Source organism: Pyrococcus horikoshii OT3 (genome assembly GCF_000011105.1).
Lineage (GTDB): Archaea > Methanobacteriota_B > Thermococci > Thermococcales > Thermococcaceae > Pyrococcus > Pyrococcus horikoshii.
This window is the reverse complement of record NC_000961.1, coordinates 1704059-1730535: the sequence shown is the minus strand read 5'-3', so window position 1 is coordinate 1730535 and position 26477 is coordinate 1704059. Positions and strand designations below refer to the sequence as shown.

The following is a 26477-nucleotide window of genomic DNA, read 5'->3' as shown; positions in this document are numbered from 1 at the left end:
GGGTTATGTAGATGTGGCTATGAACTATCTAGAGGCGTTTCCTAAGGAGCTCCGGGAGTATTATAAAAATCTATTTGGAAAGGAGGAAGCAAATAAAATAATGAAGAAACTTAGGGAGCCCGTTGAGCATTACTACATAAGGGTTAACACCCTTAAGATAAGCAGGGAAAAGTTAATTGGAGAGCTTAAAAAAGAAGGATTAAAACCTCTTAGAAGCCCCTATCTTCCTGAGGGATTGTACTTTGTAAGGGAAGGTCCTAATTTCTCCGATGACTTTGAGCCAAAGTTACCTGTCGTGGTTGCTAATAAGTATGCCGCTGAGAGTGTATACCAAGGCGCTATGCTCTATGCTCCTGGAGTTCTAAAGGCCGATAAAAACATTAAGGAGGGGGATGAAGTTCAAATTAGGGATCCTAAAGGATTGCTAGTTGGTATAGGGATAGCGAGAATGGATTATAAGGAGATGACTGAGGCAACAAGGGGGTTAGCTGTGGAGGTGACCTTACCTAAGTTTAAATTACCAAGTTTAAGTGAGCTAAAAGCCTTTGAGAAGGGTTATTTTTATCCCCAAGGTCTCCCTTCAATGGTAACCGCAAGGGTTCTGGAACCTAAAGAGGATGATGTGATAATAGATATGGCCGCAGCTCCCGGAGGTAAAACCACTCATATTGCTCAATTGCTCGAGAACAAGGGTGAGATAATAGCCATAGATAAATCGAAGAATAGGCTTAGGAAAATGGAGGAAAATATTAAGAGACTTGGTGTTAAAAATGTTAAGCTTGTTCAAATGGATGCAAGAAAGTTACCAGATCTCGGGATTAAAGCCGATAAGATACTTCTCGATGCTCCTTGTACGGCCCTAGGAGTTAGGCCGAAACTGTGGGAAGAGAGGACTCTTAAGCACATTGAAGCAACTGCTAGGTATCAGAGGGCATTTATTTGGGCCGCAATTAAGAGCTTAAGAAGGGGAGGGGTATTGGTATATTCAACCTGTACATTGAGCTATGAGGAGAATGAAGGAAATGTAAAGTTCATGATAAGGAAGGGGATGAAGCTTGAGGAGCAATCAATTTTCATAGGTTCCCCTGGGATAGGGATGAATAAAGTTCAGAGGTTCTATCCCCATAAACACTTAACTCAAGGATTTTTCATAGCTAAATTGAGAAAGGTGAAGGATATATGAAAAAGTATCTCCTGATAATCATCGGTGTTACTCTAGTACTCATCCTTTTATGGTGGGCTGGAATTGAGAGAACGATTAAGCTAATGATGAGGGCTGATATTAGATTTATACTTCTTGCAATTCTAATGTACTGCATTTCAGTATTGATCTGGGCAGTTAGATGGAATACTTTTCTTAAGGGGGCTAATATTAATGTATCGTTCGTAAAAGTCATTGAAGGTGTTTTTATTGGGATATTCTTGAATAACTTAACCCCAGGAGCTAGAACGGGAGGTGAAGCCGTAAAAGTTATCTTTATCAAAAAGGCTTCGTCGAATGGAAGCTATTCTAAAGTATTTGCAACTGTGATCGCTGATAGAATACTAGATGTCATTCCAGTGGTAGTTTTTATGATGTTAGCTTTTCTCTACGCTCTGACGATCCATGCTAGAGTCCTTTTAATAATCCTGGGAATTTCGGCCATAATTTTAGTGATAATATTGCTTATGACGACGGTCTTTTCTATTAAGGAAAAGTACGCCCTTTCAGCTCTTTTATATCTAGCAAGGATTTTCAGAAAAATATTTCCATCGAAATTTTCAATGAGTGAAGATAAAATTAAAGAAAAACTTTTAGGAGAGATAAGAGAGTTTAAGGAAACTTTTTTGAGGTTAGCTAAAAGGAAGAGGAGGCTATCGTCTACAATGCTGTACTCGTTCATTTTATGGGGGGCCGATATACTAAAGACATACTTTATATTCCTTAGCCTTGGCGGAAGAATAACATTTCTCCAGGTTCTCCTTGTCAGGATGGCTTCAATTGCAGTAGCCATGATAAGTGTAATCCCTGGAGGGATTGGCATAACTGAGGTTGTCCAATCGGCATTATTCTTAGCCGTTGGGGTTGAAAAAGCCCTCGCAGTTTCCGTTACAATGTTGGATAGGTTAATTTCGTTTTGGATTCCAACGCTACTTGGAGGGATCCTGGTATTGAAAAATAGAAAACTTCTAGTTTCTTCAAGTTAATGGAGTGAATTCCCTTTCAAGAAGACTCAGATCTCTCTTATCGATGGCATTTGGATTAACCATTATAATGATTTTTCCGCCTCTCATTAGTACGTTGTCCTTTAAACCAGTTAAAAACTTGAATACCGATGGAAAACCGTTGTATAGGGTTAAAAACTCGACGCAATCTATGAGGACAATCCCTCCCCTATTCTCTTTTATGAACCTTATGCATAAGTCTAGTATCACGTGAAGGGAGGTTGGATGAACGCCTTTCTCTCCACTACTTGTTACCCAGATAACTCTAGAGGCGAGATTCCTGTACTTTGTGGGATTCCTGGTAATCACTAAAACTCTCTTATTTTTTATTAGGGATAGTACCTCTTCATAAGACCTTGCCAGGTATGCTCCCTCTCCTTTAAATATTGGTTCTTCTGGGAAAAAGAACCTTTCCAAATTCTTCATAAACTCTACATAGGTATAACCGATTCCCCCGAGAATTATTATGTGCCCGATAATGTGTATCTCCTCATAGTACGGGATATAAACAAAAGCTTGGAGCAGATCTATTCCTCTAATGAGAACTCCCAGGAATAAGAAAGTAAAACTTTTGGTGAACACGGATTTAAACTCTATGGGAGATCGTTTTAATTTTACAAAGGCATATATCGAAAGAATTAGGAATAGGAGAAACACTATAAATCTATATGAGAGCACCATTAGATTCACCATGTTATCTCCACCTCATCGGTTCTGAACTTCTGTTTTACTATTGTCTTCTCTAGTGGGAAGCTAATCCCGGCCTTATACATTCTTAATCCTGTGTACGCTATCATTGCACCGTTGTCTCTGCATAGATCATAGGGAGGAACGAAGAACTTAACCCCCCTATCCTCGGCCATTATTTTTAGCATTTCCCTAAGCCTGTTATTGGCGGCAACTCCTCCGACCAGGACTACCTCCTTTTTCTCAGTATGGGCTAATGCTCTCTCAGTAACTTCAACTAGTGCGGCAAACGCGGTTTCTTGAAATGAGTATGCTAGATCCTCGACCCTAAACTTCCCGCTTCTGTACTTCCTTATCGCTTCAGTTAAAAGACCGGAAAAACTTAGATCCATTCCTTTAACGGCGTATGGAAGGTCTATATAATTCTTACCTTTTTCGGCTAGCTTTTCAAGCTTAGGACCTCCGGGAAAACCTAAGCCTAGCTCTCTTGCAAAGACATCTATAGCATTTCCTATTCCAATGTCTAGGGTCTCCCCAAATACCCTATACCTCCCCCCTTCCAATGCCAGAACCTGTGTGTTGCCTCCACTCACGTACAATCCCACAGGATCCTTTATTCCAAACATCTTCGTTATCTCAACATGAGCTATACAGTGGTTAACTCCGACTATTGGCTTATTGTATCGAATTGCTAAAGCCCTTGCTGCGGTAGCAACTACCCTTAAAGCTGGCCCCAGGCCAGGTCCCTGGGAGAAGGCTATTACATCTATATCATCCATTGAAATCCCTGCTTTTTCTAGGGCTTTCTTTAATAGTGGTTTCATTAGCCTTGCATGGTGTTCGGCAGCTTCTTTTGGATGTATTCCCCCTTTTTCAGTAGTTAAAGTATCAAAAACATTAGCAAGTACCTTTTTCTCACTCACTATTCCAATTCCAAGTGTATGGGCAGTTCCTTCAATTCCCAATGCTAGCATATTTTACCGCCAAGCTAAGTAGCCTAGGGGTTAAATTAAGTTTTATGTCTAACGTTTTGATTTTTATCCAAGATGGATGATAGATACCAAAAGTGATTTAACGAAAGTTGCTAATCGAGTTGGCAGGGGTGGCATTGATGATAAAAGAAAAGTTGGAAGTCCTTGTGAAAATGGATCCTAAACGAATGGTGCTGTACCCTCTTATAGTCTTCATTATTGCCCTTATTATAATAGCAGGGATGTACATAAAAACGGGAAGTCCAGTAAGGGAAGGAATTGAGCTTAAGGGAGGTTCCGTTATTACCCTTCAGGGGATTAACGTTGACCCGGATCAACTTGCCAGTGAGTTGGGGAAGCTTGGGATTGAAGCGAATGTTGAGAAATTTACTGGAGTTACTGGAGGTAAGGGTGTTAGAATCTATATACCTGCAGGAGAGGATATTAATAAGGTTCAGAACTTTTTAAAAGAGAAATTTCCTGGGGTTGAGCCCCAAGTAACCTTTATCGGTCCAACATTTGGTAAGATGGTTAGGGAGCAAGGGATTAAAGCTATAGTGTACGCTTTCATTGGTATGGCAGTTGTTGTTTTCCTGTTCTTTAGAGTCCCAGTTCCGTCTTTAACTGTAGTGTTCTCGGCGTTTTCAGATATGGTTATAGCAGTAGCTTTAATGGATATATTTGGGATTGAACTTAGCCAGGCTACGATAGCTGCACTTCTAATGCTAATAGGATATTCAGTTGACAGTAATATTCTGCTGACGACGAGACTTCTAAGGAGGAAGGAATTTTCCGTTGAAGAGGCCTATTACTCTTCACTAAGAACAGGCTTTACAATGTCAACGACGACTTTAGGTGCTTTGGCTTCATTGTGGATCTTCTCAACGGCTAAGGTTATAGATGATATAGCCTCTGTCTTGATCTTTGGACTTCTAGCAGATTTCATGAACACTTGGATATTCAATGCAGGAGTCTTGAGGCTTTACATAAAAAAGAGGGAGGGTAAGAAATGAAATGGAAGAAGATTATTCTAAATGGTAGGGTTTTGTTGCTTATAACGTTCCTCATCTTATCGATAGCCTCTCTTGCGGCTAGGGGATTGACGTTTGGACTTGATATAAGTGGGGGAATATCAATTACCGTAAAGCTCGAAAAACCTGTAACTCCTCAAACGATGGAACAAGTTAGGTTAGCTTTGGAGCAGAGATTAAATGCTTTAGGCGTTAAAGACATAGTAATAGAACCCTGGGGTAATCAGTTCGTAATAGTTAAGGTTGCGGGCGTTGGCGAGGAGGAGGGAAATCAACTCATTGAGACGATTGAAAGGCAAGGTGTTTTCTACGCTGAATTCCAGGGAGTGATCTTTGCAACGGGTAAGGATATACTTAACGTTGGTTCCGTTAGCTATGATCCCAGGGAGGGAGCATGGGTAGTCCCATTTAGACTTTCAAAGGAAGCTGCAGAAAAATTTGCAAAACTGGCCCTTGGAAAAGCAGGATATCCAGTTGACATGTTCCTCGATCCTCCAGTAAACTCCACAATCGTAGCATCTAAGGAGTTCTACCAGGCCCTAAATTCTCCGAGATTCATAATGAGTGGTAACATGAGCTTAATTGAAAGGGTTAGGAAGGCCTTCAATATAAGGATCATTGAATATTCAAACCAGACCCCTGAAGAGATAGCAAGACTTGCCAATGGGAGCGAGAAGATAATACTGGTAGGTGTAGATGGGAAGTTAGCTGAAGAGCTAAAGAGTATGGGATTCAAAGTTGAAGTTAGGAATAGGGAAAAGAACGAAGATTTAGAGGATTTCGTTAGAAGGGTTCTCAGACTTTATGGGCCATATAGGGTTTCTGAGGGGCTGGCAACCGGTAAACCGAGTACTGAGGTTATGATCTCCATTGGAGGATCACAAAATGATATAAGGGCAAGAAATGATGCTCAAGTTGTTGCAGTAGTTTTAAGAAGTGGTTCGCTTCCAATTAAATTGTCAATTGAAAGAATTGACTACATATCTCCAAAGCTAGGTGAAAACTTTAAGAAACAGGTATTAATAGCTGGAATAGCAGCATTGCTTGTCGTCGGTGGTATAGTGTACCTCCACTATAGAAAGCTGAGGATAGCTATTCCGGTTATGTTGACTAGCTTTAGTGAAGTTCTTATTATCCTGGGAATAGCATCCATGATTAAGTGGAATCTTGACTTACCGAGTATAGCTGGAATAATAGCCGCGATCGGTACTGGAGTTGATCAGCAAATAGTAATAACGGATGAGCTTTTAGGAGAAACATCTACCAGAAAGAAGAGGGTAGTCAAGAGAAGTGGTGTATTAAGGAGAATGGGAAGGGCATTCTTCATAATCCTGGCTTCAGCTTCAACTACAATAGTAGCTATGAGCTTTCTATTTAAGTTCTTCGTTGGAGGTTTAAGGGGATTCGCCTTTACAACGATTCTAGGAATACTCGTTGGGATACTGATAACAAGACCAGCCTACGGTGAAATAGCAAAGGTTCTAATCGGCTGGAGGAGGTGAACGAATGTACATAGTTATCATGGGAGCGGGGAGGATTGGAACCCTCGTGGCTAGGATGCTTGAAAGTGAAGGTCATGATGTTGCTATAATAGAGATGAACAGGGAAAGAGCGAGGGAAATATCCGAATATATATCAGGTCTCGTCATTGAGGGGGATGCAACCGACCAAAAAGTTCTAGAAAATGCAAATATAAAAAACGCTAATGCGTTTGCAGCTCTAACCGGAAAGGATGATGCGAACATTTTGGCGTGCATACTTGCAAAGCATTTAAATCCGAACATAATGACGATACTTAGGATAACGGATCCTGGGAAGAAGAAGATCTTTGAAGATGTTAAGGAGCTAAAGACTTACTTTGATATCGTCGTATCCCCAGAAGACATCGCTGCAAATTATATATTTAGAACGTTGGTAACTCCTGGATTCAATAGGGTTCTTTTACCTAGAGAGGGTGCGGAGATAATTCAGTTTCAAATAGATGAAGACTGTGAAGTTGCAGGTAAGCCTGTTAAGGAGCTAAATCTACCGAAAGACTCTTTAATAATCGCTGTTTATGATGAGAAAGGTAACTTAACGATACCTTCTGGTGACACCATCATTCCAAAGAAGGGACAAGTGATAATATTTGCCAAAAATTCTGCACTCCAGGAAGTAAAAAAGATTATGGAGAAAAAGAAGAAAGAGCAGTGAATTTGAGACTCAGGAAGATGAGCCTTTTATTTTGTTTTTTGTTTATAAATAATTGTTCAATAATCCTAGCAAAAAATATTTTAAATGAATGTCAATGATCTGTTCTTGTAATTCTCCCTATCATCCAAAGGAGATGGTTCAAATGGAGGAAGTCCTTAGAGAGATTATTAAGGCTGAGAGGCTTGCTGAAGAGAGAATTGAAAAGGCAAAGGAAGAAGCTAAGAAGATCGTGAGAGAGGCAAAAGAAGATGCGAGAAAAATTGAGGAGGAGATAGTCAAGAAAGCAGAAATGGAAGCTCAAAAGCTTATAGAGGAGAAAAAGAAGGAAGGTGAGGAGGAAGCAAAGAAGATATTATCATCGGGAGAAGCTGAAATAAGCGAAATGTTAACTAAAGCTAAAAGCGAGGAAAAATTTGAGGAGGCCGTTTCAGAGTGCCTAAAAATTATAAGAGGGATTTAAAATGTTTAAACCTGAAAAAATTGTTAAAATTGAGGTGATAACCCTTACTAGATTTAGAGATACCCTGTTAACTTACCTTCATGAAATTGGAGTCGCTCAATTAGAGGAGGTTCCAATAAAGGAGGTTCAAAGGGATACTCCAAACGAATTCTATAGAAAGGCTACTTCTTATAGTATAACGCTCTCAAGGCTTGTAGATACCTTAAAGCAATATTTACCTCCAAAGAAAGGTGGATTTAAAGAATTTATGTTCCCCCAGGAAAAACCAAAGAAAAAATACAAATATAAGGGAATTGAAGCTTTGATAAAGGATGTTGAGACTTTTTTAGAGAGAGTAGAGCCTGAAATTAGAAGTTTAGAGTCTGAGGTTTCAAGGATTAATAATGAGATATCCTCACTTGAAGACACCCTGGAATCCCTTCAAATCTTATCAAATCTGAACGTTGAGGTTGAGTACCTAAGAGGGGGCTCCTTCCTTAATGTTGATGTGGGACTTGTAGATAGGGAGAAAGCTGAACCTCTAATTAAGGAAATTAGCGATGTAGTTGAAGGTAGGGTTCATATTGTAAGGAAGGATATTGGGGCAAGAACGTTATTGGTTGTCGTTTCACTTAGGGAAGACTCAAGTAAGGTTAGCTCAGTTCTCGCTAAGTATGGATTCGAAAAGATAGAGGTTCCAGAGGGTAAGGGTTTACCAAGGGATTTGATTCCTATTTACACTGAGAAGATCAAAGAAAAAGAAAAAGAGTTAGAGGAAGTCAAATCGAGGGGAAGGAAGGTTGCTGAGAGGTATTATGATGAGTTAGTCTTCTATAAGGAGCTCATGGATAATGAAAGGGAGAAGGGTAACTATCTCTCATATCTCGTTAGAACTGAAATGACATTCGGCCTCTTAGCCTGGGTTCCTGAAAAAGATGTTGAGAAAGTGGTAGAAGGGATAAAGAAAATTACAGGTGGAGTTGCTTATATTAACATCAGCGAACCTAGCAAGGAGGAAATTGACAATGTTCCAGTTAAGCTGAAGAATCCTGAATTTCTCAGCCACTTTGAGATGTTAACTGAGATGTATGGAGTTCCTAAGTACAATGAGATAGATCCGACACCGATAATGGCCTTTACTTACTCATTTTTCTTCGGTTTCATGTTAACTGACTTTGTATATGGATTGTTACTAGGTATAATATCGGCATTGCTAGTTAAGGGTCATTCAAAACTTAAGGATGGAACCTGGAAATTTGCAAAGATAATGCTATGGTCTTCAGTATTCACAATGACCCTTGGGATTCTTTTCGGTAGTTACTGTGGTAACGCTCTTGATATGGCCGGAATAAAAGTCCCGAGGATTCTGGATCCGATGGAGCAGGCATTAACGGTGTTAATGATAGCCTTGGCGATAGGATTAGCCCATCTCTTTACGGGGTATCTATTGGGCTTTATAGTTAGGTGGAAGAACGGAGATAAGAAAGGGGCCATCTTTGAACAGTTATCTTGGCTCCTCATAATAATAGGGATAACGTTGTTTGCACTGTCATCGAGGCTTGGAGTGCCTGATTTAATAGTTAAGGGGATATTTGGGATAGGTTTAATCCTCTTTATGATAGGGGAGGTGCTAGCAAATAAAGGTATGGCCGTTCTTTTGGTCATTTCAGACTTCTTTGGCTTCGTTGGTAACTGGCTAAGTTACGCTAGACTAATGGCCCTAGCCCTAGCTACCTCTGGTATAGCTCTAGTTATTAACATATTAGTTGAAATGATATGGGGAATCAAAATAGCCTCTGTTCCCCTTGGCGCACTAATTGGAATATTAGTACTAATAGGCGGGCATATATTCTCGACTGCGATAAACGCCTTAGGTGCATTCGTTCATGCTCTCCGTCTACACTATGTTGAGTTCTTTGGAACATTTTACTCTGGTGAAGGTAGAAAGTTTGAGCCTTTCGCGGCTAAAAGGGAGGTTTCCGAGTTGGAGATAGAAACTTAGGGAGGTGAAGATTATGGATCCGATAGTTTACGTATCCCTTGGAATGGCCCTGGGAGCAGGTTTAGCTGGAGCAGCATCTTCCTTTGGTGTCGGTATAGCAGGTGCTGCTGCAGCAGGTGCTGTAGCTGAGGATGAAAGGAACTTCAGAAATGCTCTAATACTTGAAGGTCTTCCAATGACCCAGAGTATCTATGGATTAATAACGCTCTTCCTGATTGGAATGGCCGCTGGGATAATTGGTGGAGGAGGTTTCAAATTTGCTGAACCAACTACCGAGAATATAATTAAGAGTGCAATCCTCTTTGGCGCTGGGCTACTCGTTGGCCTTACTGGATTTTCAGCAATTCCCCAGGGAATTATTGCAGGTTCAGGTATAGGGGCCGTTAGTAAGAATCCCAGGACGTTTACTCAGAACTTAATATTCGCTGCAATGGCCGAGACTATGGCAATCTTTGGTCTCGTAGGTGCAATAATTCTAATAATGAGCCTCTGATGTTCTTTCTTTAATTTAGGAGGACAGAAAGATGAACGGTGCTGAGCTAATAATTCAAGAAATAAACAAAGAGGCTGAGAGAAAGATAGAGTACATACTCAATGAGGCTAGGCAGCAGGCCGAAAAAATTAAAGAGGAAGCTAGAAGGAATGCTGAAGCTAAAGCTGAATGGATAATTAGAAGAGCAAAAACGCAAGCAGAGCTGGAGAAGCAGAGAATAATAGCGAATGCAAGGCTTGAAGTTAGGAGAAAGCGACTTGCCATACAGGAGGAGATAATCTCTAGTGTCCTGGAGGAAGTTAAAAGAAGACTTGAAACCATGAGCGAGGATGAGTACTTTGAATCCGTTAAGGCATTACTGAAAGAAGCTATTAAAGAACTTAATGAGAAGAAGGTAAGGGTTATGTCAAATGAGAAGACATTAGGCTTAATAGCTTCAAGGATAGAGGAGATAAAGTCAGAGCTTGGGGACGTTTCAATAGAGCTTGGAGAAACAGTAGATACAATGGGAGGAGTCATAGTAGAGACTGAAGATGGAAGAATAAGGATAGATAATACGTTTGAGGCTAGGATGGAAAGATTTGAGGGGGAAATAAGATCCACAATAGCTAAGGTATTATTCGGGTGATAATATGGAAATATCAACGCTAACTACTATCCTTGATACAACGCTGGCCGTAATATTTACCTGGGTAGCCTACAAAACAGGTCAAATCATTTGGAAGTATACCCCCTATTCGTATCCAAATGCTAGGATAAGAGCTATGGAAGCTAGACTTTTAACCGATCAGAGGTTTTCAGAACTAGCCGAGAGTAAGACTCTTCAAAACTTCGTTGTTAGCTTAGAGGATACTGATTATAGTCCCCGCTTAGCCTCTTTGCAAAGTTACAATCTTTATGAGATTGAGAGGGCCCTCGATTTATCCTTAGTTGATTTAGTTGAGTTGATGATTAAAATAATGCCAAAAAGAATTAGGGGCCTCTTCGAAATTCTCCTGGAAGAGTGGGATGTTAGGAATATAACTAATGTTATAAAGGCTAAGCTCTCCAATTTACCTCCTCAAGATTTTATAATCCCTGCGGGGAGAATGTTTCCTAAAGTAAAAGCTATGGTTGAGTCGAAGACAATGGAAGAAATATTAGTAATATTGGAAGGTACGGAGTATGAAGAACCCTTGAGGAAGCTTTTGCTCAAGGAGATAGACCTCCAAGCATTTGAATTGGAGCTTTATAAGATCTATTACTCCAAGCTCCTTAAGTATGCAAGCTCCAGGAAGGGAGAGGAAAAATTGATCTCAGAGGAGTTCATTAAAATGCTCATTGACTACAGGAACATATCAATAATCCTGAGGGCTAAGCTATCCGGAATGCCAAGCGAGGAAATAAAATCCCTCCTAATCCCAGGAGGGATGCTCTCCAGGGCTGTTTTAGAATCAATGCTAAGTAGCGAGGATGTTATGATGGCCCTGGGCGAGTTAGAAGGAACTAGATATGGTGATGCGTTGAAGGATGTCAGGGAAGCCGTCGAGGGGGGAAGGATAGATAAAGTCGAAGAGGCCCTAAGGAGGTACATCCTAAATAGGATGAAAGAGCTCTCTCAGTTCTATCCATTGAGTGTTGCGGTAGCTTTAACGTATCTTTTGGAAAGGGAAAGTGAAGTAAGGAAGCTAAAAGCAGTAGCAAAGTTGATAGAGGACAAAGCTAAACCTGAGAAGATTAAAGAGCTCATAGGTGAGATGGCATGAAGGTAGTTATCATGGGAGATTCAGATACGGTAGTTGGTTTTAGACTAGCGGGAATTCATGAGGCTTATGAATTTGACCTCTCTGAGCTCTCAATAGAGAGGGCCAGGAACAAGTTAAAGGAGTTGGTGGAGAGAGATGATGTTGGTATCATTTTAATCACGGAGAGATTGGCCCAAAAAATAGGGGAACTCCCTCAAGTAAATCTTCCGATAATCCTTCAAATACCTGATAAGTTCGGCTCAATTTACGGTGAAGAATTGTTAAGGGAGATAGTTAGAAGGGCCGTTGGGATTGAGGTTAAGAGGTGAGTAAAAATGGTGGCGAAGGGGAGGATAATTAGGGTTACTGGACCTTTAGTGGTCGCAGATGGAATGAAAGGAGCTAAGATGTACGAGGTAGTTAGAGTGGGCGAACTTGGACTTATAGGAGAGATCATCAGGCTTGAAGGAGATAAAGCGGTAATTCAGGTTTATGAGGAAACTGCTGGAGTTAGGCCAGGAGAACCTGTTGTTGGAACCGGTGCATCCTTAAGCGTTGAACTAGGTCCTGGGTTGTTAACTTCAATATATGATGGTATTCAGAGACCATTAGAGGTCATTAGGGAGAAAACTGGTGATTTCATAGCAAGAGGAGTTACAGCTCCGGCCCTCCCAAGGGATAAGAAGTGGCACTTCATTCCAAAAGCTAAAGTTGGAGATAAGGTGGTTGGGGGAGACATAATAGGAGAAGTTCCAGAGACAAGTATAATCGTCCATAAAATAATGGTTCCCCCAGGAATCGAAGGAGAGATCGTTGAGATTGCGGAGGAAGGAGACTACACAATAGAAGAGGTTATAGCAAAGGTAAAGACTCCTAGCGGTGAGATAAAAGAGCTTAAGATGTATCAGAGGTGGCCCGTTAGAGTGAAGAGGCCTTACAAGGAGAAGCTTCCACCTGAAGTTCCTCTAATAACTGGACAGAGGGTAATAGATACCTTCTTCCCGCAAGCTAAAGGTGGAACAGCTGCAATTCCTGGGCCTTTCGGCAGCGGTAAGTGCGTAGATGGAGATACTCTTGTGCTCACCAAGGAATTCGGCTTAATCAAAATTAAGGAGCTCTATGAAAAGCTCGATGGAAAGGGAAGAAAAATCGTTGAAGGAAATGAGGAATGGACAGAACTTGAGAAACCGATAACTGTTTATGGCTATAAGGATGGTAAGATAGTGGAGATTAAGGCTACTCACGTCTACAAGGGAGTATCCTCTGGAATGGTTGAGATCAGAACGAGAACAGGGAGAAAGATAAAGGTCACTCCAATTCATAGGCTATTCACGGGTAGGGTAACCAAGGATGGCCTTATCCTTAAAGAAGTAATGGCCATGCATGTAAAGCCAGGAGATAGAATAGCAGTCGTAAAGAAAATAGATGGTGGCGAGTACATCAAATTGGATAGTTCTAATGTTGGAGAGATCAAAGTTCCGGAGATCCTAAATGAAGAACTTGCGGAATTCCTAGGATATTTAATGGCCAATGGAACCTTGAAGTCTGGGATCATTGAGATTTACTGTGACGATGAATCTCTGCTTGAGAGGGTAAATTCTCTCTCCCTAAAGCTCTTCGGAGTTGGTGGAAGAATAGTCCAGAAAGTAGATGGTAAGGCGTTAGTGATCCAAAGTAAACCTCTGGTTGACGTTCTTAGAAGGTTGGGAGTTCCAGAGGATAAAAAGGTTGAAAACTGGAAAGTACCCAGGGAGCTTCTACTTTCTCCCAGCAATGTAGTTAGGGCATTTGTAAATGCCTATATTAAAGGAAAAGAGGAAGTTGAAATAACACTGGCATCCGAAGAGGGGGCCTATGAACTAAGCTATCTGTTCGCGAAACTTGGAATATACGTAACGATCAGTAAGAGTGGGGAGTACTACAAGGTTAGGGTAAGTAGAAGGGGCAATTTAGATACGATTCCAGTTGAAGTCAACGGTATGCCTAAGGTATTACCTTATGAGGACTTCAGAAAGTTTGCCAAGTCTATAGGACTTGAAGAGGTGGCGGAGAATCACCTACAGCACATCATCTTTGACGAGGTCATTGACGTCAGGTACATTCCTGAACCTCAAGAGGTATATGATGTAACGACTGAAACCCACAATTTCGTTGGTGGCAACATGCCAACATTGCTTCACAACACGGTGACTCAGCATCAGCTAGCCAAGTGGAGTGATGCCCAAGTGGTTATCTATATTGGTTGTGGAGAGAGAGGAAACGAGATGACGGATGTTCTTGAAGAGTTCCCCAAGCTTAAGGATCCTAAGACTGGTAAGCCATTAATGGAAAGAACCGTTTTAATAGCTAACACCTCTAACATGCCTGTGGCCGCTAGAGAAGCCTCTATTTACACCGGAATCACGATAGCCGAGTACTTCAGGGATATGGGATATGATGTAGCCCTAATGGCTGATTCAACCTCAAGATGGGCCGAAGCCCTGAGAGAGATCTCAGGTAGACTTGAGGAAATGCCTGGTGAAGAGGGATATCCAGCTTACTTAGCCTCAAAGCTTGCCGAATTCTACGAGAGAGCAGGTAGAGTTGTTACCCTTGGAAGTGACTACAGGGTTGGAAGCGTTTCTGTAATAGGAGCGGTGTCACCTCCTGGAGGAGACTTCAGTGAACCTGTAGTTCAGAACACGCTTAGAGTTGTCAAGGTCTTCTGGGCTTTAGATGCCGACTTAGCTAGGAGAAGACACTTCCCAGCAATCAACTGGTTGACGAGCTATTCCTTGTATGTTGATGCAGTAAAGGACTGGTGGCATAAGAACATTGATCCCGAATGGAAGGCGATGAGGGATAAAGCCATGGCTTTGCTTCAGAAGGAATCCGAGTTACAGGAGATAGTTAGAATTGTTGGTCCCGATGCATTACCTGAGAGGGAGAGAGCAATCCTCTTAGTTGCCAGAATGCTTAGGGAGGATTATCTACAGCAGGATGCCTTCGATGAAGTAGATACCTACTGTCCACCCGAGAAGCAGGTTACGATGATGAGGGTTCTCCTGAACTTCTATGACAAGACCATGGAAGCCATAAACAGGGGAGTTCCCTTAGAGGAGATAGCTAAGTTACCCGTTAGGGAGGAAATAGGTAGGATGAAGTTTGAGCGTGACGTATCTAAAATTAGATCCTTAATTGACAAAACTAACGAACAGTTTGAGGAGCTCTTCAAGAAGTATGGGGCGTGATGAAAATGAGCAAGGAATACTCAACGATAAGCAAGATTTACGGTCCTCTAATGATAGTTGAGGGGGTTAAAGGAGTAGCTTATGGTGAAGTGGTTGAGATCGAAACTGAGAGCGGAGAGAAGAGAAAGGGGCAGGTTTTAGATGCAAGGGAAAATATGGCAATAGTTCAGGTTTTCGAGGGAACTAGAGATTTAGATATAAAAACAACTAGCGTACGCTTCACCGGGGAAACCCTCAAAGTTCCAGTAAGCATGGATATGTTGGGAAGGATATTCAATGGAATAGGGAAGCCAATAGATGGAGGTCCAGAGATTATTCCAGAGGATAGGAGAGACGTTCATGGTGCTCCCCTTAACCCAGTGGCTAGAGCTTATCCCAGGGATTTCATTCAAACTGGAATTTCAGCAATAGATGGTATGAACACACTTGTTAGGGGCCAAAAGCTACCTATATTTAGCGGTTCAGGTTTACCCCACAATCAACTTGCCGCTCAAATAGCTAGGCAAGCTAAGGTTCTCGGGGAAGAGGAGAGTTTCGCAGTAGTTTTCGCTGCTATGGGTATAACTTATGAAGAAGCCAATTTCTTTAAGAAGAGCTTTGAAGAGACTGGAGCAATAGAGAGAGCAGTCCTATTCCTGAATTTAGCCGATGATCCAGCTATTGAGAGAATAATAACGCCTAGAATGGCCCTTACGGTTGCCGAGTACTTAGCCTTCGACTATGATATGCACGTATTAGTTATCCTCACAGACATGACGAATTACTGTGAAGCTTTGAGAGAGATATCAGCAGCTAGAGAAGAAGTTCCTGGGAGAAGAGGCTATCCTGGCTACATGTACACAGATCTAGCGACGATCTACGAGAGAGCTGGAAGAATTAGGGGAAGAAAGGGTTCAATAACACAGATGCCAATACTAACGATGCCTGACGATGACATAACTCATCCAATCCCAGATTTAACAGGTTACATTACGGAGGGTCAAATAGTTCTAAGCAGGGAATTGCACAGAAAGGGAATCTATCCGCCTATAGATGTTCTTCCGAGCCTTTCAAGGCTCATGAAGGATGGTATTGGGAAAGGAAAGACTAGAGAAGATCATCCACAGTTAGCCCAGCAATTGTATGCTGCCTACGCTGAAGGAAGGAGTCTGAGGGATCTCGTTGCTGTCGTTGGTGAGGAAGCCCTAAGTGAAACCGACAAGAAGTACTTAGAATTCGCTGATAGATTCGAGAGGGAGTTCGTTGCCCAGGGATACTACGAGGATAGGAGCATAGAAGAAACCCTTGACCTTGGCTGGGAATTACTTTCAATACTACCCGAAAGTGAGCTAAAGAGAGTGAAGAAAGAGATGATAATGAAGTATCATCCAAAGTACAGGAAGCGCTCCTCTTAATTCCATTTTACTAGGTGACAGGAAATGCCAGAAATTCTTAAGATAAAACCCACAAGAATGGAACTCCTAAAGTTGAAGAGAAGAGTTAAGTTAGCTGAGAGGGGCCATAAGCTTCTCAAGGAGAAGCAGGATGCCCTAATCATGGAGTTCTTTACAATATATGATGAAGCCCTTTCTTTAAGGAGAGAGCTAATTCGAAAGATGGAGGAGGCTTTCAACTCTCTAAGAAGGGCCCAGGTGGACGTTGGAGCATTAAGATTAAAGGAAATAGCCATTGGGGTCAAGCCTAACAAAGAAATTGAAATCAAAACAAGAAACATAATGGGTGTTAGGGTCCCGTTGATCGAGGTACCTGAACTTAAAAGGAAAGCCAGCGAAAGAGGTTATGCCTTCGTTTCAACAACTTCAACGGTAGACATGGCCGCTGAAAAGTTTGAGGAGGTTTTGGAGTTAGCAATAAGACTTGCAGAAGTTGAAGAATCCCTTAAGAGGCTTGGAAAAGAGATAGAGAAAACCAAGAGGAGAGTTAATGCTTTAGAATACATAATAATCCCGAGGATGGAGAACACGATCAAGTTCATAGAGCAACATTTGGATGAGATGGAAAGGGAGAACTTCTTCAGACTAAAGAGAGTTAAGGCAATATTAGAGGCTAGACAGTCTATGTAGGTTTTTATGTAGCCAAATTGCTTAAATATTCCTCTTCTAATTATACCTTTGGTGAAAAAAGTGGGCGAATACTTTTTAGATCCAAACCTTGATCCAGGAAGGGATCATATCCTATACAAGGATGATGAGCACATGGTAATTTACTTGGGAACCCAGGAAGGGCTTGAGGATGTAGATGTGAACAGCTATTTAATAGTTAGCAAGGGGAAAGGTATACTAATTGATCCAGGAGGTTACAAGATATTTACTAAGGTTTTAGCAAATGTGTCGAAGTACATAGATCCGAAAGATATAGAGTACATTTACATGTGCCATCAAGATCCCGATGTAGCTGGGAGCATTCCCTTATGGAGGGAGATTAGCAATGCAAAAATAATAATTCACTGGTTATGGGTAAGGTTTCTTCCCCATTTCGGATTTGAGAACATAAGGGGTTACGCTCATGAACTTCAGGATGAGGGGGAAACTCTCAACTTTGGAGCTACAACGTTGGAATTTATTCCTGCCCATTTCCTTCATAGCCCAGGACACTTCACAGTATATGACAGGAGGAGCAAGTTCCTATTCTCTGGAGACATCGGCATAGCCTTTCCAGATGAAAGGTACCTAGTAGTCGAGAATATGGAGAGGCATATTCAGTATATGAGGCCACTACACGAAAGGCTAATGGCCAGTAATAAGGCCTTAAGATTGTGGGTTAACAAAGTTAGGGGGCTGGATATAGAGGCTATACTCCCTCAGCACGGTGCTATAATTCCGAGAAGATTTGTCCCTAGGTTTCTAGATTGGCTTGAGAACCTAAAAGTTGGGGTTGATTTAATGAGGTGAGGAAAATGGACATCAAAAGTCTAGAGAAAACATCCACTGCGCTCTCTCAGTCACTTAGAATATCCGTCTCGGGAAAAGAGGCAAGTAAGATCATCAATGAGCTTGCTGAGGAAATAAGTGGAAAATTTATGGAGAATAATACCCTAATACTTGATAATATTGAGAAATTGTCGGAAATAATGTCTGAGCTTGATAGATTTCAAAGGGAGTTTTTACCCTTCTTCCAAAGACTTGAAGTCTTTTCAAGGGAATTTAACACCCTCGTTGAGCATTTAGAATCAGTGTCAAAGATCAGCGACTCAATAGCTAGCGTTGCTAAGCAAACAAATCTAGTCGCCCTAAATGCATCAATAGAGGCCGCTAGGGCCGGAGAAGCGGGAAGAGGATTCGCTGTTGTTGCAGATGAAATTAGAAGGATGGCCGTTCAAACTATGAACCTTGCGAGAGAGATAAAAGAATTTAATTCTAAAGTTATGGATCAGCTTGATTCTCTGAGGGAAGTCCTCGGGATCATGGATAGGATCAGGGAGGGAACTGAAATACTTGGAAAGGATATAAGGGTGATAGTTGAGATAACGAACATTTTGAGTGAGATTTCTAAGGAGCAGGAGCAGTTCATAAACGATATAAAAGGATTGAAAGGTATAGCCCTAGCTATAAGCAAGTTTGCCGAGTTACAAGAGAAATACAATAAGGACTTAGCCTCCCTTCTAAGGATCATGGCCAGCGAATATTCCAAAGAGGCTGGAGGAGGTAAGAATGGTCGAAAGGGTATACTATAAGGATCCTTATTTAAGGGAAATTGATGCAAAGATCGTTGACGTTAGAAAAGAAAAAGATAGAGTAGAGGTCGTGTTGGATAGAACGATTTTCTATCCAGAGGGAGGAGGACAACCGGGGGATAGGGGAGTCATAAAAGGGAATGATTTTGAAATAATGGTGGAAGATACCATTGAAAAGAACGGAGAGATATTTCACATTGGAAAGTTAAGGGGAGAGATCCCAAAGGAAGGAGAGAAAGTCAAACTCTACTTGGATTGGGAGTGGAGATACGGAAACATGCAGATGCACACGGGTCAGCATATATTATCCGCTGTTCTAAAGAAGCTTTATGATCTTGATACGACGGGATTCAATATATTTAGGGATTACGCAAAGATAGAAGTGAATGGGGAAGTTAACTGGGATATGATAGAGAGGGCCGAGTTAGAGGTCAATAAGATCATCATCAACGACCTTCCAGTAGTTATTGAGGAATATGATAAGCTTCCTGAGGAAATTGCTTTGAAGCTAAGGAAAAACGTCACAAAGGTAAAGGAGAAAATTAGAATAGTTAAAATAGGAGATGTTGATGTCACCCCTTGCGGAGGAACCCACGTTAAATCGACTAGGGAGGTTGGAATTATAAAAGTTCTCAGGTTTTATAAGAAATCTAAAAACCTGTGGAGGATAGAATTTACATGTGGATATAGGGCGATAAGCAAAATGAATGAGATTCTAAGGGATTATTGGGGATCCTTAGATTTAATGCCTAATAAGAATCCTCCACTTATTGAGAGGATTAATGAAGTCCTTAGGACCGTTAACTCCCTTGAGAATAGAATAGAGGAGCTAAGAAGGGAAATATGGGAATGGAAGGGAAAGGCATTATTAAAAGAGGGCGTTAAGGTGGGGAATTACACCGTAATTACCCATGTAGAGAATTGGAATATGAAGGATGCCCAGGCCTTTGCGATAGACTTCGTTAAAAAGAATTCAAACACGATATTATTGCTTGCTAATGAAAAGTACGTCCTCTTTGCGAAGAATGAAGGTGTTCCAGTGTCGATGAGGGAACTACTTAAGGAGGTTATTGATGAACTTGGAGGGAAAGGAGGAGGAACGGATAATCTAGCTAGGGGAAGGGTGGAGGCTAAGCCAGAGGAAATCTTTGATGTAGCCTTAGAAAAGCTTAGAAGCCATCTTCAAGTTTAAGCTTTTTCTTAACCAACTCCCATTGCCATTGAGGAACTTCTGGTTTTTGTACTTTTTTTAGAGCTTTTTCTTTATTCAAAAGTCCATACCTAACAAGGGCTGCTATTCTTCTATGCTCAAATGAGTAACCATGTCTCTCCCAAAATCTCTGTAGAGCTGGGCCTAAAATCAAACAGTTACTAGTATAGCCTGGAAGCTCCGGTAACTCAACTGGCAACTTCTTAAGGATCTTCATCCTTTCCTCCTCTGACATTAAGGATAGAATCCTTACCTGGATTATTCCTCCACTCATTAATCTGTAAGGGTGATGGCCAAAAGGTAGTTCATGCCCTGTGATCATGTATCTATACCCCTTCTTTAATGCATACTTTCTAAGGATCTCCATTGTCCTCCTGGAGCACTTTCTGCATGGAGATTTAGCCTTTAGTAATGCCTCCCTGAATATATCAGAATAATCTCTCTTTATTATAGTTAAAGGAACGTCTAAGTACTTGGCAACGTTCTTTGCATTCTTTATAGCTTGGGGTGCTATAAAACCATGATCGACCATTACTGCCTCAACATCTATCGAGTATTTTTCTTTGGCTAAATATAATGCAACTATACTATCTTTACCCCCAGAATAAGCAACAATTGCTTTATCTACTTTGGATAAAATCTCCTCTAGTTCTTTCTTTATCTTTTCCTTATCTGGAGGGTGCTCTAGAAATACTTTGCACTCTTTGCATATTGGCCTTCCATCTACTATTAAGATTCTCGTTATCCTTTCATCATTTATGCAGATTGAACATTTCAGCATGGTAGTTAGCTTTTATATCTTCACTTTTTAAGGTATCCTCTCATGCCTAAATATCCAACTTACTTCTCTTTACGAGTGGCACAACTTCTCTAGCTACCCTCCTAACACTATAGAGAGTTATTGGATCCATCTGCTTAAGCTGAACTAATATACATCCGCTTATCCTAACGTCTATGTACTTTTTGGCTTCCATTGCAGCTTTTAATAGCTCCCTTATGCTCTCTGCTCTTTCAAAGTCTAATCCTGCTTTTTTCAGCCTCTCCACGTTTAATTCATGGATCGTTAGGGGTTGGAGGTGCATTTCATCTATTCCCAGAGAAGCTGCGAGTTCTGCAATTTTTGGTATATCCTCATCATTTATTCCTGGCATAAATACAGTTCTAACAACCGAGCGGACACTTTTATCTTCTCCAACGATTTTAAGGGCGTTAACAACTTGCTCAAATGTATCTGCATTTGCTATTCTCCTATGCTTTTCTCTATCAGCAGCATTCAAACTTATCATTACTAAATCAAAGTCTAACTTTTCCCAGAGCTCCCTTGTTAGTAAGGATCCATTAGTTTGAAGATCAAGCCTAGCTTCTGGGAATCTCTTTCTGAGCATTTTGTTTACTTCGACTATCCTGGGGCTTAACAGAGGTTCCCCATATTGGGAGATTGTTATAACCTTCGGGTTATCCCAGCCATAATAACCTGGTTTTGGGGCCTTGCCCAATTTTACCGCTACATTGGAGTAGCAGAATATACAATCGTGGTTGCATGCTGGGGTTAGCTCGTAGCTCGGATGATGAACTGGATTTGGATTCGTTAAGTCCAATCCCTGACAATAGTTACAGTGGGTTGGCCAGGTCATCTCATCAACGAATTTTTTCAACTCTCTAGCTTCTTTATTTTCTAATCTTTGGGGTTCAATTCCCATCGCTCTAGCAAGCTCTTCCCAGGAATACCTCTTCTTCATGCTTTCACCTCAACCCTTTTATCCTCCCGTCTGGCAACCTTGTGAACTTCCCAAACTCTGTATCTTTTAACTGTTCTCCCGTGAATACGGGGCCATCCCTACATACGAGATAAGGTCCAAGTGCGCAACTCCCACAAATCCCTATCCCACATTTCATGTATCTTTCCGCTGAAATTTGGGTTCTTTCGTAGTTCATGATTTCTAAAACCTTTGCGAGCATGATCTCTGGACCACAAGCGTAGACCTGTGAAAATTCTTCCTTCCTCTTGGCAAGCACATCTGTTGGGAAGCCTTTGATTCCATATGAGCCATCATCGGTTGTTATAACTATTTCATCAACGTAATTTTCTATATCCAAAAGGGCCAACTCATCCTTACCCCTAGCTCCATATATAAGGACTTTCTCCTCAAGCTTTCCATGTTTTGCGAGGGCGTATATCGGTGGTATTCCTATTCCTCCAGCAACTAAGGCAACCTTCCCTTTCACCTCTTTAAACCCGTTTCCATAGGGGCCCCTAATCCATAGGTAGTCACCTTCCTCGAGCGTGAAGAGTTTCGATGTGAAGGGACCTACCCTTTTTACAACGATTAAATCTTTATCAGCTAGACTGAAAGGTTTCTCATTGACCCCTGGGAGCCATACCATTATAAACTGACCTGGGGTGAAGTCAAGCTTCTCGTCAAATCTAAATGCTTTAATGTTCTTGGCTACTTCCCAAGTTTCCTTGAGCGTTACCCTCCTTAACAATTCTCTCCCCCCTGGGCTTTCCTATTATCTCATCATCTTCCATGACTACTTCTCCCCGCAAGATCGTCATTATAACTTTTCCTTTTACCTTCCACCCTTCATAAGGTGTCCAGTTTGCTTTCGTGTAAAAGTTTTCTGCTTTTATAGTCCATTCCTTTTTCATATCTACAACTATCAAGTCGGCATCCTTCCCTTCTTCCCATCCCTTGTTCTTTATTTTGAATATTCTAGCCGGATTTATTGACATCTTCGCAACTATATCCCATATGGTTATCATTCCTTTGTTTACAGCGTCAAGTAAAAGCGCTACCTCTGTCTCTAACCCGGGTAAACCTGCAGCCCCAGCTTCTTTATCTTCTAACGTATGAGGAGCATGATCGCTCGCTATTATTGGAATACTTTTCAGGTTCTCCCAAAGATACCTTCTGTCTTCTTCATCCCTAAGGGGAGGGTATACCTTTAGAAGTTTTGACCTTTCATAATCCCTTCTCGTTAAGAAAAGATGATGGGGGGTTACTTCAAAGCTCACCCAGGGAATGTTTGCTTTTAGTATCTCTTTTAATCCATCTTTTGTTGAAACGTGACATATATGTAGTGGCTTCTTCATCTTTTTGCTTGCTTGGAGGGCCTTTTTTATTGCAACAACTTCAACTATTGGTGGCCTCTCTGGGTATCTGTTTATAAGTTCATACTCCTCTGCGTGAACGCTCACGATATCGGGAGCCTTTTTGTAATCTTCCTCAAAGTTCTTTGAGTAAATTCCACCGGTTGATGCCCCCATAAATATCTTATAGAAATCTGCCTTAGCAGGCTCATTTCCAGCTATAAGGAATCCTAGTGCATAGTCGGAGTAGCTCTTCTTTTTAAATATCAACTCTCTTAGCTTGAGCGTTTTCTCATCCATTATCGGGGGTTTCGTGTTGGGCATGTCAAAAACCGTCGTTATGCCTCCATGAATTGCAGCTTTTGTTCCGCTTGCTATTGTCTCCTTATAGCTTTCGTTAAAATCCCTAAGATGAACGTGAACATCGATGAGGCCTGGAAGTATTATTTTCCCTTTTTCAACCTTTATTTTTTTGTCACCTTTTAATTCTCTTAAAGAAAATTTTGCAATTTTGTCATCCTCTATACCTATCGAACCGTCAATGATCTTTTCTTTAAATAAAAATTTGCCAACGACAACTAAATCCACTTGGGTCACCAAAGTTAGAAAGTTATTAAAAGGTTCTTAAGTTTTTTCTACCTTTCTTTTTTGGTTCTACGTTACTTTTGGGAAAAATATGGAGTGATACTGTTGGTTTTAACGTTAAATTGAACTAAGCGTAATTGTTAATAAATTTGAGCTATAGCCTGTCTAATCTTGGCCGAATACCCATTTATAGCTTAAATTTGCGGAATAGTCGCAATCCTTAAATATCAGAGTTTGTGTATAAAGTTATGCCTTGTAAGCACTACCTTAGGCATCTCTGTTTCAAATTTGGATCTAAAGTGTGTAGGTGGTAGGACATGAAGAAAAAAGTTGGTATATTAGCAATATTAGTTGCCTTAGGAATGTTAGTGACACCCCTTCTACATCCAGTGAGTGCAGAGGAGCAAAAGGTTCTAAAGATAGCAATGTACTCAGCAACTGGTTCTCTCTTCATGGGTGTTTGGAATCCAAGTGCAGCAGGATTCAGGGATGTGTATTCAACTAGAGCAGCGAGCCTAGCCCAGGATGAAGGATCTTCAGTTTGGGGAATAGACGGTGACTATCACCCATACAGATGTACCATAGTTGAGGCCAAGGAAAACGTCAAGATACCCAGTGATGCCGTAATCTTCAATTCAACAAGCAAGAAGTGGGAAGCTGCCTATGCTGGTCAGACGGCCCCTGTTGCAGTTACATTCAAGTGTCAGAAGATTTACTTCCATGATGGTCACAAGCTAACAGTTGCCGATGTTATATACAGCTACTATTGGGAGTGGGAGTGGACTAGCCAGGATGGAGACAATGATCCATACTATGACCAGAACGAGGCTGATTGGAACGCGGAGACTATGGCAAAGCTCCTCGGAATTAAGGTCGTTAGTGAGGATGATGACCACTTCGTTATAACGATCTATCACAAGTACACGTTCCCACCATATAAGTGGTATGAGTACTGGTACTTCACACCGTACACCTCCTATCCATGGCAACTAATCTATGCAATGAGCGAAGTTGTTGCTGAGAGTAATAAGGCTAGGCTTGCTAACCAGACCCAAGGTAAGCAACTCTTCTCCTTCAGTGAGTCTACTGAGGATATTCAACAGATCGACATGCTGACCCCAGCCCATGCAAAGGTTGTCATGGAAGAGTTGGAGAAGCTTAAGAAGGAGAAGCCCATTCCAGACGTTCTTAAGCAATTCATATACAACGAACAGGATGAGATTAAGGAGTATGATGATATTATCAACTTTATTAAGCAGCACAACCACATGTTCATTTCAAATGGTCCATACATAATTGACGTTTACAAGCCAGAGAACCTCTACCTCAAGTACATAAAATTTGACAAGTGGGTCAAGCCAGAGTTTGCCGAGGACATGTATAACTTCGAACCATACTTTGACGTTATCGAGCTTTATGGTATCCAGAACGAGAATACTATAATCCTAGGTGTTGCCAAGGGAGACTACGACTTATCCTGGTATTCATTCCCATCATTCAAGTTCTCAGGACTTAGTGAAGAGGACAGAAACAACATTGACATGTACGTTAACATCGGTGGATTCTGGGACATGGTTTGGAACCCAGTACACGACAAGGATAACCCGTACCTAGTTACCGTTGGTGACAAGAAGTACTTCAACCCATTCGCAATTAGGGAGATAAGATTTGCCCTAGAATACCTAATCAACAGGAACTACATCGTCCAAAACATCCTACAGGGTTCAGGTGGCCCAATGTTCACCCCATGGACAAGCGGTGACAAGTTAGCTATTAAGAAGTTACAACCAGTACTTGATGCCTATGGTCTTGATGCTCAGGGTGATGAGGAGTATGCTCTTAAGCTTATTGATGATGCTATGAGGAAAGCCGCTAGGGATCTTGCTAAGATGGGTTACAAGCTTGAGAAGGTTAATGGTAAGGGGTACTTTAACGGTCAACCTGTTAAGCTCGTTGGTATTGGTAGGCAGGAGGATGAGAGGAAGGATGAAGCTTACTACATTGCAAACATACTGAAGAAAGCCGGATTCGACGTCCAAGTCAAAATCGTTGACAGAAGAACAGCAAGCAAAATGGTTTACCTCTCAGACCCAGCAAACTACGAATGGAACTACTACACTGAGGGTTGGGTTGCAGGTGGTAGCGTGAAGTTCTCAATAAGCAGGATCTTACAGTACTACACAACCGCATGGTTCGGTCCAGGATTCGTTGGTTGGAAGTTCACACCACAGAATACCTACAGAGCAACAGTAGAAGAAGTTCTCAAGTACCTTGGTGAGGGAGATATACAATCAGCAATTGACATGTTAGAGCTTGAGTACTACACAAGCCCAGACAAGCTTAAGCCAATACTCAACTGGACAGCAGACGACGTAGGATGGCTCATCTACACCAGCCACTACAAGAACCAGACTCTTGACTCAGAGGCCAAGTACTGGGATCTTACAAAGATCGGTGCAGCCTTAGGTATCTATGAGAGCTTCAGAGTATTCACAGCAGAGAACTGGGAGTTCTTCCCAGTTAACAAGAGGATCAAGTTCAGAGTCATGGATCCAGCAGTTGGTCTAGGTAACTCAATAGTCATGAAGAGTGCTTATCTTGCTGAAGCTCCACAGTCACCAACTAAGACTGAGACTACTACCTCATCTCCAAGCCCAACCAAGACTGAAACCCAAACACAGACTACGACTTCGTCACCTAGTCCAACGCAAACCACCAGTCCATCTCAGACTACAACTACCACAACTTCACCAAGCCAAACCAAGACCGGAGGAGGCATCTGTGGACCAGCACTAATTGTTGGACTAGCAGCAATACCATTAATCCTAAGGAGAAGGCGCTGATTTCTCCTCCCCTTTAGTTTTCTCCTTGATTTTTAAATTTTAGAAACCCTTCTCTTAAGCTCTCTTTCTCGTTAGTTCTTTCGGCTTATCGTTTAGATGA

The 26477-nt window shown here is 41.5% G+C and carries 24 protein-coding genes; 18 read left to right on the top strand and 6 right to left on the bottom strand.

Going from position 1 to position 26477, the window contains the following annotated elements; genetic code table 11:
• Nucleotides 1-19: 19 nt before the first annotated feature.
• A complete protein-coding gene (locus tag PH_RS09405) occupies nucleotides 20-1183 on the top strand; it encodes an RsmB/NOP family class I SAM-dependent RNA methyltransferase (RefSeq protein ID WP_048053532.1) in 1164 nt (387 codons plus the stop codon).
• Nucleotides 1180-2187: a lysylphosphatidylglycerol synthase transmembrane domain-containing protein gene (locus PH_RS09400; protein WP_010886051.1), complete on the top strand. Its 1008-nt coding sequence runs from the start codon at nucleotides 1180-1182 to the stop codon at nucleotides 2185-2187. Before PH_RS09405 ends, PH_RS09400 begins: the two co-directional genes overlap by 4 nt.
• Here the strand turns inward: PH_RS09400 and PH_RS09730 are convergent.
• Nucleotides 2179-2898, bottom strand: coding sequence for a DUF835 domain-containing protein (locus PH_RS09730; RefSeq protein WP_010886050.1), 720 nt, complete (start codon nucleotides 2896-2898; stop codon nucleotides 2179-2181). The two genes, PH_RS09400 and PH_RS09730, sit on opposite strands and share 9 nt — an antisense overlap.
• Entirely contained in the window at nucleotides 2892-3866 is a 975-nt protein-coding gene (gene kae1, locus PH_RS09390) for a KEOPS complex N(6)-L-threonylcarbamoyladenine synthase Kae1 (protein ID WP_010886049.1), read from the bottom strand. Before kae1 ends, PH_RS09730 begins: the two co-directional genes overlap by 7 nt.
• 137 nt (nucleotides 3867-4003) lie before the next feature.
• On the opposite strand from kae1, the gene PH_RS09385 reads away from it, so the two are divergent.
• The 15 genes from PH_RS09385 to PH_RS09315 all read left to right on the top strand — a co-directional run bounded on the left by PH_RS09385 (nucleotide 4004) and on the right by PH_RS09315 (nucleotide 19840).
• Nucleotides 4004-4876: a protein translocase subunit SecF gene (locus PH_RS09385; protein WP_048053531.1), complete on the top strand. Its 873-nt coding sequence runs from the start codon at nucleotides 4004-4006 to the stop codon at nucleotides 4874-4876.
• On the top strand, nucleotides 4873-6396 hold the full coding sequence (locus PH_RS09380; RefSeq protein WP_010886047.1) for a preprotein translocase subunit SecD: 1524 nt from the start codon (nucleotides 4873-4875) through the stop codon (nucleotides 6394-6396). The genes PH_RS09385 and PH_RS09380 overlap by 4 nt, the downstream gene beginning before the upstream one ends.
• A 4-nt stretch (nucleotides 6397-6400) precedes the next feature.
• The gene (locus PH_RS09375) at nucleotides 6401-7087 is read left to right on the top strand and encodes a potassium channel family protein (protein WP_010886046.1); all 687 of its coding nucleotides are present in this window, start codon (nucleotides 6401-6403) and stop codon (nucleotides 7085-7087) included.
• A 142-nt stretch (nucleotides 7088-7229) separates the two neighbouring features.
• Nucleotides 7230-7547: a V-type ATP synthase subunit H gene (locus PH_RS09370; RefSeq protein WP_048053530.1), complete on the top strand. Its 318-nt coding sequence runs from the start codon at nucleotides 7230-7232 to the stop codon at nucleotides 7545-7547.
• Nucleotide 7548: 1 nt separating this feature from the next.
• Nucleotides 7549-9528, top strand: a complete 1980-nt coding sequence (locus tag PH_RS09365) for a V-type ATP synthase subunit I (RefSeq protein WP_010886044.1) — start codon at nucleotides 7549-7551, stop codon at nucleotides 9526-9528.
• A gap of 13 nt (nucleotides 9529-9541) precedes the next feature.
• Nucleotides 9542-10021: an ATP synthase subunit K gene (locus PH_RS09360; RefSeq protein ID WP_048053529.1), complete on the top strand. Its 480-nt coding sequence runs from the start codon at nucleotides 9542-9544 to the stop codon at nucleotides 10019-10021.
• 31 nt (nucleotides 10022-10052) lie between these two features.
• Nucleotides 10053-10649 carry a V-type ATP synthase subunit E gene (locus tag PH_RS09355; RefSeq protein ID WP_010886042.1) on the top strand — a complete coding sequence of 199 codons (597 nt, stop codon included), beginning with the start codon at nucleotides 10053-10055 and terminating at the stop codon, nucleotides 10647-10649.
• Nucleotides 10650-10653: 4 nt separating this feature from the next.
• Nucleotides 10654-11766: a V-type ATP synthase subunit C gene (locus PH_RS09350; protein ID WP_010886041.1), complete on the top strand. Its 1113-nt coding sequence runs from the start codon at nucleotides 10654-10656 to the stop codon at nucleotides 11764-11766.
• Entirely contained in the window at nucleotides 11763-12074 is a 312-nt protein-coding gene (locus PH_RS09345) for a V-type ATP synthase subunit F (RefSeq protein WP_010886040.1), read from the top strand. The genes PH_RS09350 and PH_RS09345 overlap by 4 nt, the downstream gene beginning before the upstream one ends.
• A gap of 6 nt (nucleotides 12075-12080) precedes the next feature.
• Nucleotides 12081-14975 carry a V-type ATP synthase subunit A gene (locus tag PH_RS09340; protein ID WP_010886039.1) on the top strand — a complete coding sequence of 965 codons (2895 nt, stop codon included), beginning with the start codon at nucleotides 12081-12083 and terminating at the stop codon, nucleotides 14973-14975.
• Between the two features lie 5 nt (nucleotides 14976-14980).
• Nucleotides 14981-16369, top strand: coding sequence for an ATP synthase subunit B (locus PH_RS09335; RefSeq protein WP_048053618.1), 1389 nt, complete (start codon nucleotides 14981-14983; stop codon nucleotides 16367-16369).
• Between the two features lie 24 nt (nucleotides 16370-16393).
• A complete protein-coding gene (locus PH_RS09330; RefSeq protein ID WP_010886036.1) occupies nucleotides 16394-17038 on the top strand; it encodes a V-type ATP synthase subunit D in 645 nt (214 codons plus the stop codon).
• A gap of 60 nt (nucleotides 17039-17098) precedes the next feature.
• The gene (locus PH_RS09325) at nucleotides 17099-17866 is read left to right on the top strand and encodes an MBL fold metallo-hydrolase (RefSeq protein ID WP_048053528.1); all 768 of its coding nucleotides are present in this window, start codon (nucleotides 17099-17101) and stop codon (nucleotides 17864-17866) included.
• A gap of 5 nt (nucleotides 17867-17871) precedes the next feature.
• The gene (locus PH_RS09320) at nucleotides 17872-18648 is read left to right on the top strand and encodes a methyl-accepting chemotaxis protein (protein ID WP_048053527.1); all 777 of its coding nucleotides are present in this window, start codon (nucleotides 17872-17874) and stop codon (nucleotides 18646-18648) included.
• Nucleotides 18626-19840: an alanyl-tRNA editing protein gene (locus PH_RS09315; RefSeq protein WP_010886033.1), complete on the top strand. Its 1215-nt coding sequence runs from the start codon at nucleotides 18626-18628 to the stop codon at nucleotides 19838-19840. Before PH_RS09320 ends, PH_RS09315 begins: the two co-directional genes overlap by 23 nt.
• On the opposite strand, the gene PH_RS09310 is transcribed toward PH_RS09315, so the two are convergent.
• Genes PH_RS09310 through PH_RS09295 form a run of 4 tightly spaced genes read right to left on the bottom strand, consistent with a single transcriptional unit; the run spans nucleotide 19818 to nucleotide 23546 of the window.
• Nucleotides 19818-20639: a 7-cyano-7-deazaguanine synthase gene (locus tag PH_RS09310; protein ID WP_010886032.1), complete on the bottom strand. Its 822-nt coding sequence runs from the start codon at nucleotides 20637-20639 to the stop codon at nucleotides 19818-19820. The two genes, PH_RS09315 and PH_RS09310, sit on opposite strands and share 23 nt — an antisense overlap.
• 46 nt (nucleotides 20640-20685) lie before the next feature.
• Nucleotides 20686-21597: a radical SAM protein gene (locus tag PH_RS09305; RefSeq protein ID WP_010886031.1), complete on the bottom strand. Its 912-nt coding sequence runs from the start codon at nucleotides 21595-21597 to the stop codon at nucleotides 20686-20688.
• Nucleotides 21598-21601: 4 nt separating this feature from the next.
• On the bottom strand, nucleotides 21602-22345 hold the full coding sequence (locus PH_RS09300; RefSeq protein WP_010886030.1) for a dihydroorotate dehydrogenase electron transfer subunit: 744 nt from the start codon (nucleotides 22343-22345) through the stop codon (nucleotides 21602-21604).
• Nucleotides 22293-23546 (bottom strand): dihydroorotase, encoded by a 1254-nt coding sequence (locus PH_RS09295; RefSeq protein ID WP_010886029.1) that lies wholly within the window; start codon nucleotides 23544-23546, stop codon nucleotides 22293-22295. The genes PH_RS09300 and PH_RS09295 overlap by 53 nt, the downstream gene beginning before the upstream one ends.
• 305 nt (nucleotides 23547-23851) lie before the next feature.
• Here PH_RS09295 and PH_RS09290 point away from each other — a divergent pair, with 305 nt between their 5' ends.
• Nucleotides 23852-26377 (top strand): ABC transporter substrate-binding protein, encoded by a 2526-nt coding sequence (locus PH_RS09290; RefSeq protein ID WP_010886028.1) that lies wholly within the window; start codon nucleotides 23852-23854, stop codon nucleotides 26375-26377.
• Nucleotides 26378-26477: the final 100 nt, after the last annotated feature.

What these genes read in the sequence shown, in the direction of transcription:
- PH_RS09405 (WP_048053532.1), top strand. Translation starts at nt 20, where the DNA reads ATGAACTATCTAGAGGCGTTTCCTAAGGAGCTCCGGGAGTATTATAAA.
- PH_RS09400 (WP_010886051.1), top strand. Translation starts at nt 1,180, where the DNA reads ATGAAAAAGTATCTCCTGATAATCATCGGTGTTACTCTAGTACTCATC.
- PH_RS09730 (WP_010886050.1), bottom strand. Translation starts at nt 2,898, where the DNA reads ATGGTGAATCTAATGGTGCTCTCATATAGATTTATAGTGTTTCTCCTA.
- kae1 (WP_010886049.1), bottom strand. Translation starts at nt 3,866, where the DNA reads ATGCTAGCATTGGGAATTGAAGGAACTGCCCATACACTTGGAATTGGA.
- PH_RS09385 (WP_048053531.1), top strand. Translation starts at nt 4,004, where the DNA reads ATGATAAAAGAAAAGTTGGAAGTCCTTGTGAAAATGGATCCTAAACGA.
- PH_RS09380 (WP_010886047.1), top strand. Translation starts at nt 4,873, where the DNA reads ATGAAATGGAAGAAGATTATTCTAAATGGTAGGGTTTTGTTGCTTATA.
- PH_RS09375 (WP_010886046.1), top strand. Translation starts at nt 6,401, where the DNA reads ATGTACATAGTTATCATGGGAGCGGGGAGGATTGGAACCCTCGTGGCT.
- PH_RS09370 (WP_048053530.1), top strand. Translation starts at nt 7,230, where the DNA reads ATGGAGGAAGTCCTTAGAGAGATTATTAAGGCTGAGAGGCTTGCTGAA.
- PH_RS09365 (WP_010886044.1), top strand. Translation starts at nt 7,549, where the DNA reads ATGTTTAAACCTGAAAAAATTGTTAAAATTGAGGTGATAACCCTTACT.
- PH_RS09360 (WP_048053529.1), top strand. Translation starts at nt 9,542, where the DNA reads ATGGATCCGATAGTTTACGTATCCCTTGGAATGGCCCTGGGAGCAGGT.
- PH_RS09355 (WP_010886042.1), top strand. Translation starts at nt 10,053, where the DNA reads ATGAACGGTGCTGAGCTAATAATTCAAGAAATAAACAAAGAGGCTGAG.
- PH_RS09350 (WP_010886041.1), top strand. Translation starts at nt 10,654, where the DNA reads ATGGAAATATCAACGCTAACTACTATCCTTGATACAACGCTGGCCGTA.
- PH_RS09345 (WP_010886040.1), top strand. Translation starts at nt 11,763, where the DNA reads ATGAAGGTAGTTATCATGGGAGATTCAGATACGGTAGTTGGTTTTAGA.
- PH_RS09340 (WP_010886039.1), top strand. Translation starts at nt 12,081, where the DNA reads ATGGTGGCGAAGGGGAGGATAATTAGGGTTACTGGACCTTTAGTGGTC.
- PH_RS09335 (WP_048053618.1), top strand. Translation starts at nt 14,981, where the DNA reads ATGAGCAAGGAATACTCAACGATAAGCAAGATTTACGGTCCTCTAATG.
- PH_RS09330 (WP_010886036.1), top strand. Translation starts at nt 16,394, where the DNA reads ATGCCAGAAATTCTTAAGATAAAACCCACAAGAATGGAACTCCTAAAG.
- PH_RS09320 (WP_048053527.1), top strand. Translation starts at nt 17,872, where the DNA reads ATGGACATCAAAAGTCTAGAGAAAACATCCACTGCGCTCTCTCAGTCA.
- PH_RS09315 (WP_010886033.1), top strand. Translation starts at nt 18,626, where the DNA reads ATGGTCGAAAGGGTATACTATAAGGATCCTTATTTAAGGGAAATTGAT.
- PH_RS09310 (WP_010886032.1), bottom strand. Translation starts at nt 20,639, where the DNA reads ATGCTGAAATGTTCAATCTGCATAAATGATGAAAGGATAACGAGAATC.
- PH_RS09305 (WP_010886031.1), bottom strand. Translation starts at nt 21,597, where the DNA reads ATGAAGAAGAGGTATTCCTGGGAAGAGCTTGCTAGAGCGATGGGAATT.
- PH_RS09290 (WP_010886028.1), top strand. Translation starts at nt 23,852, where the DNA reads ATGAAGAAAAAAGTTGGTATATTAGCAATATTAGTTGCCTTAGGAATG.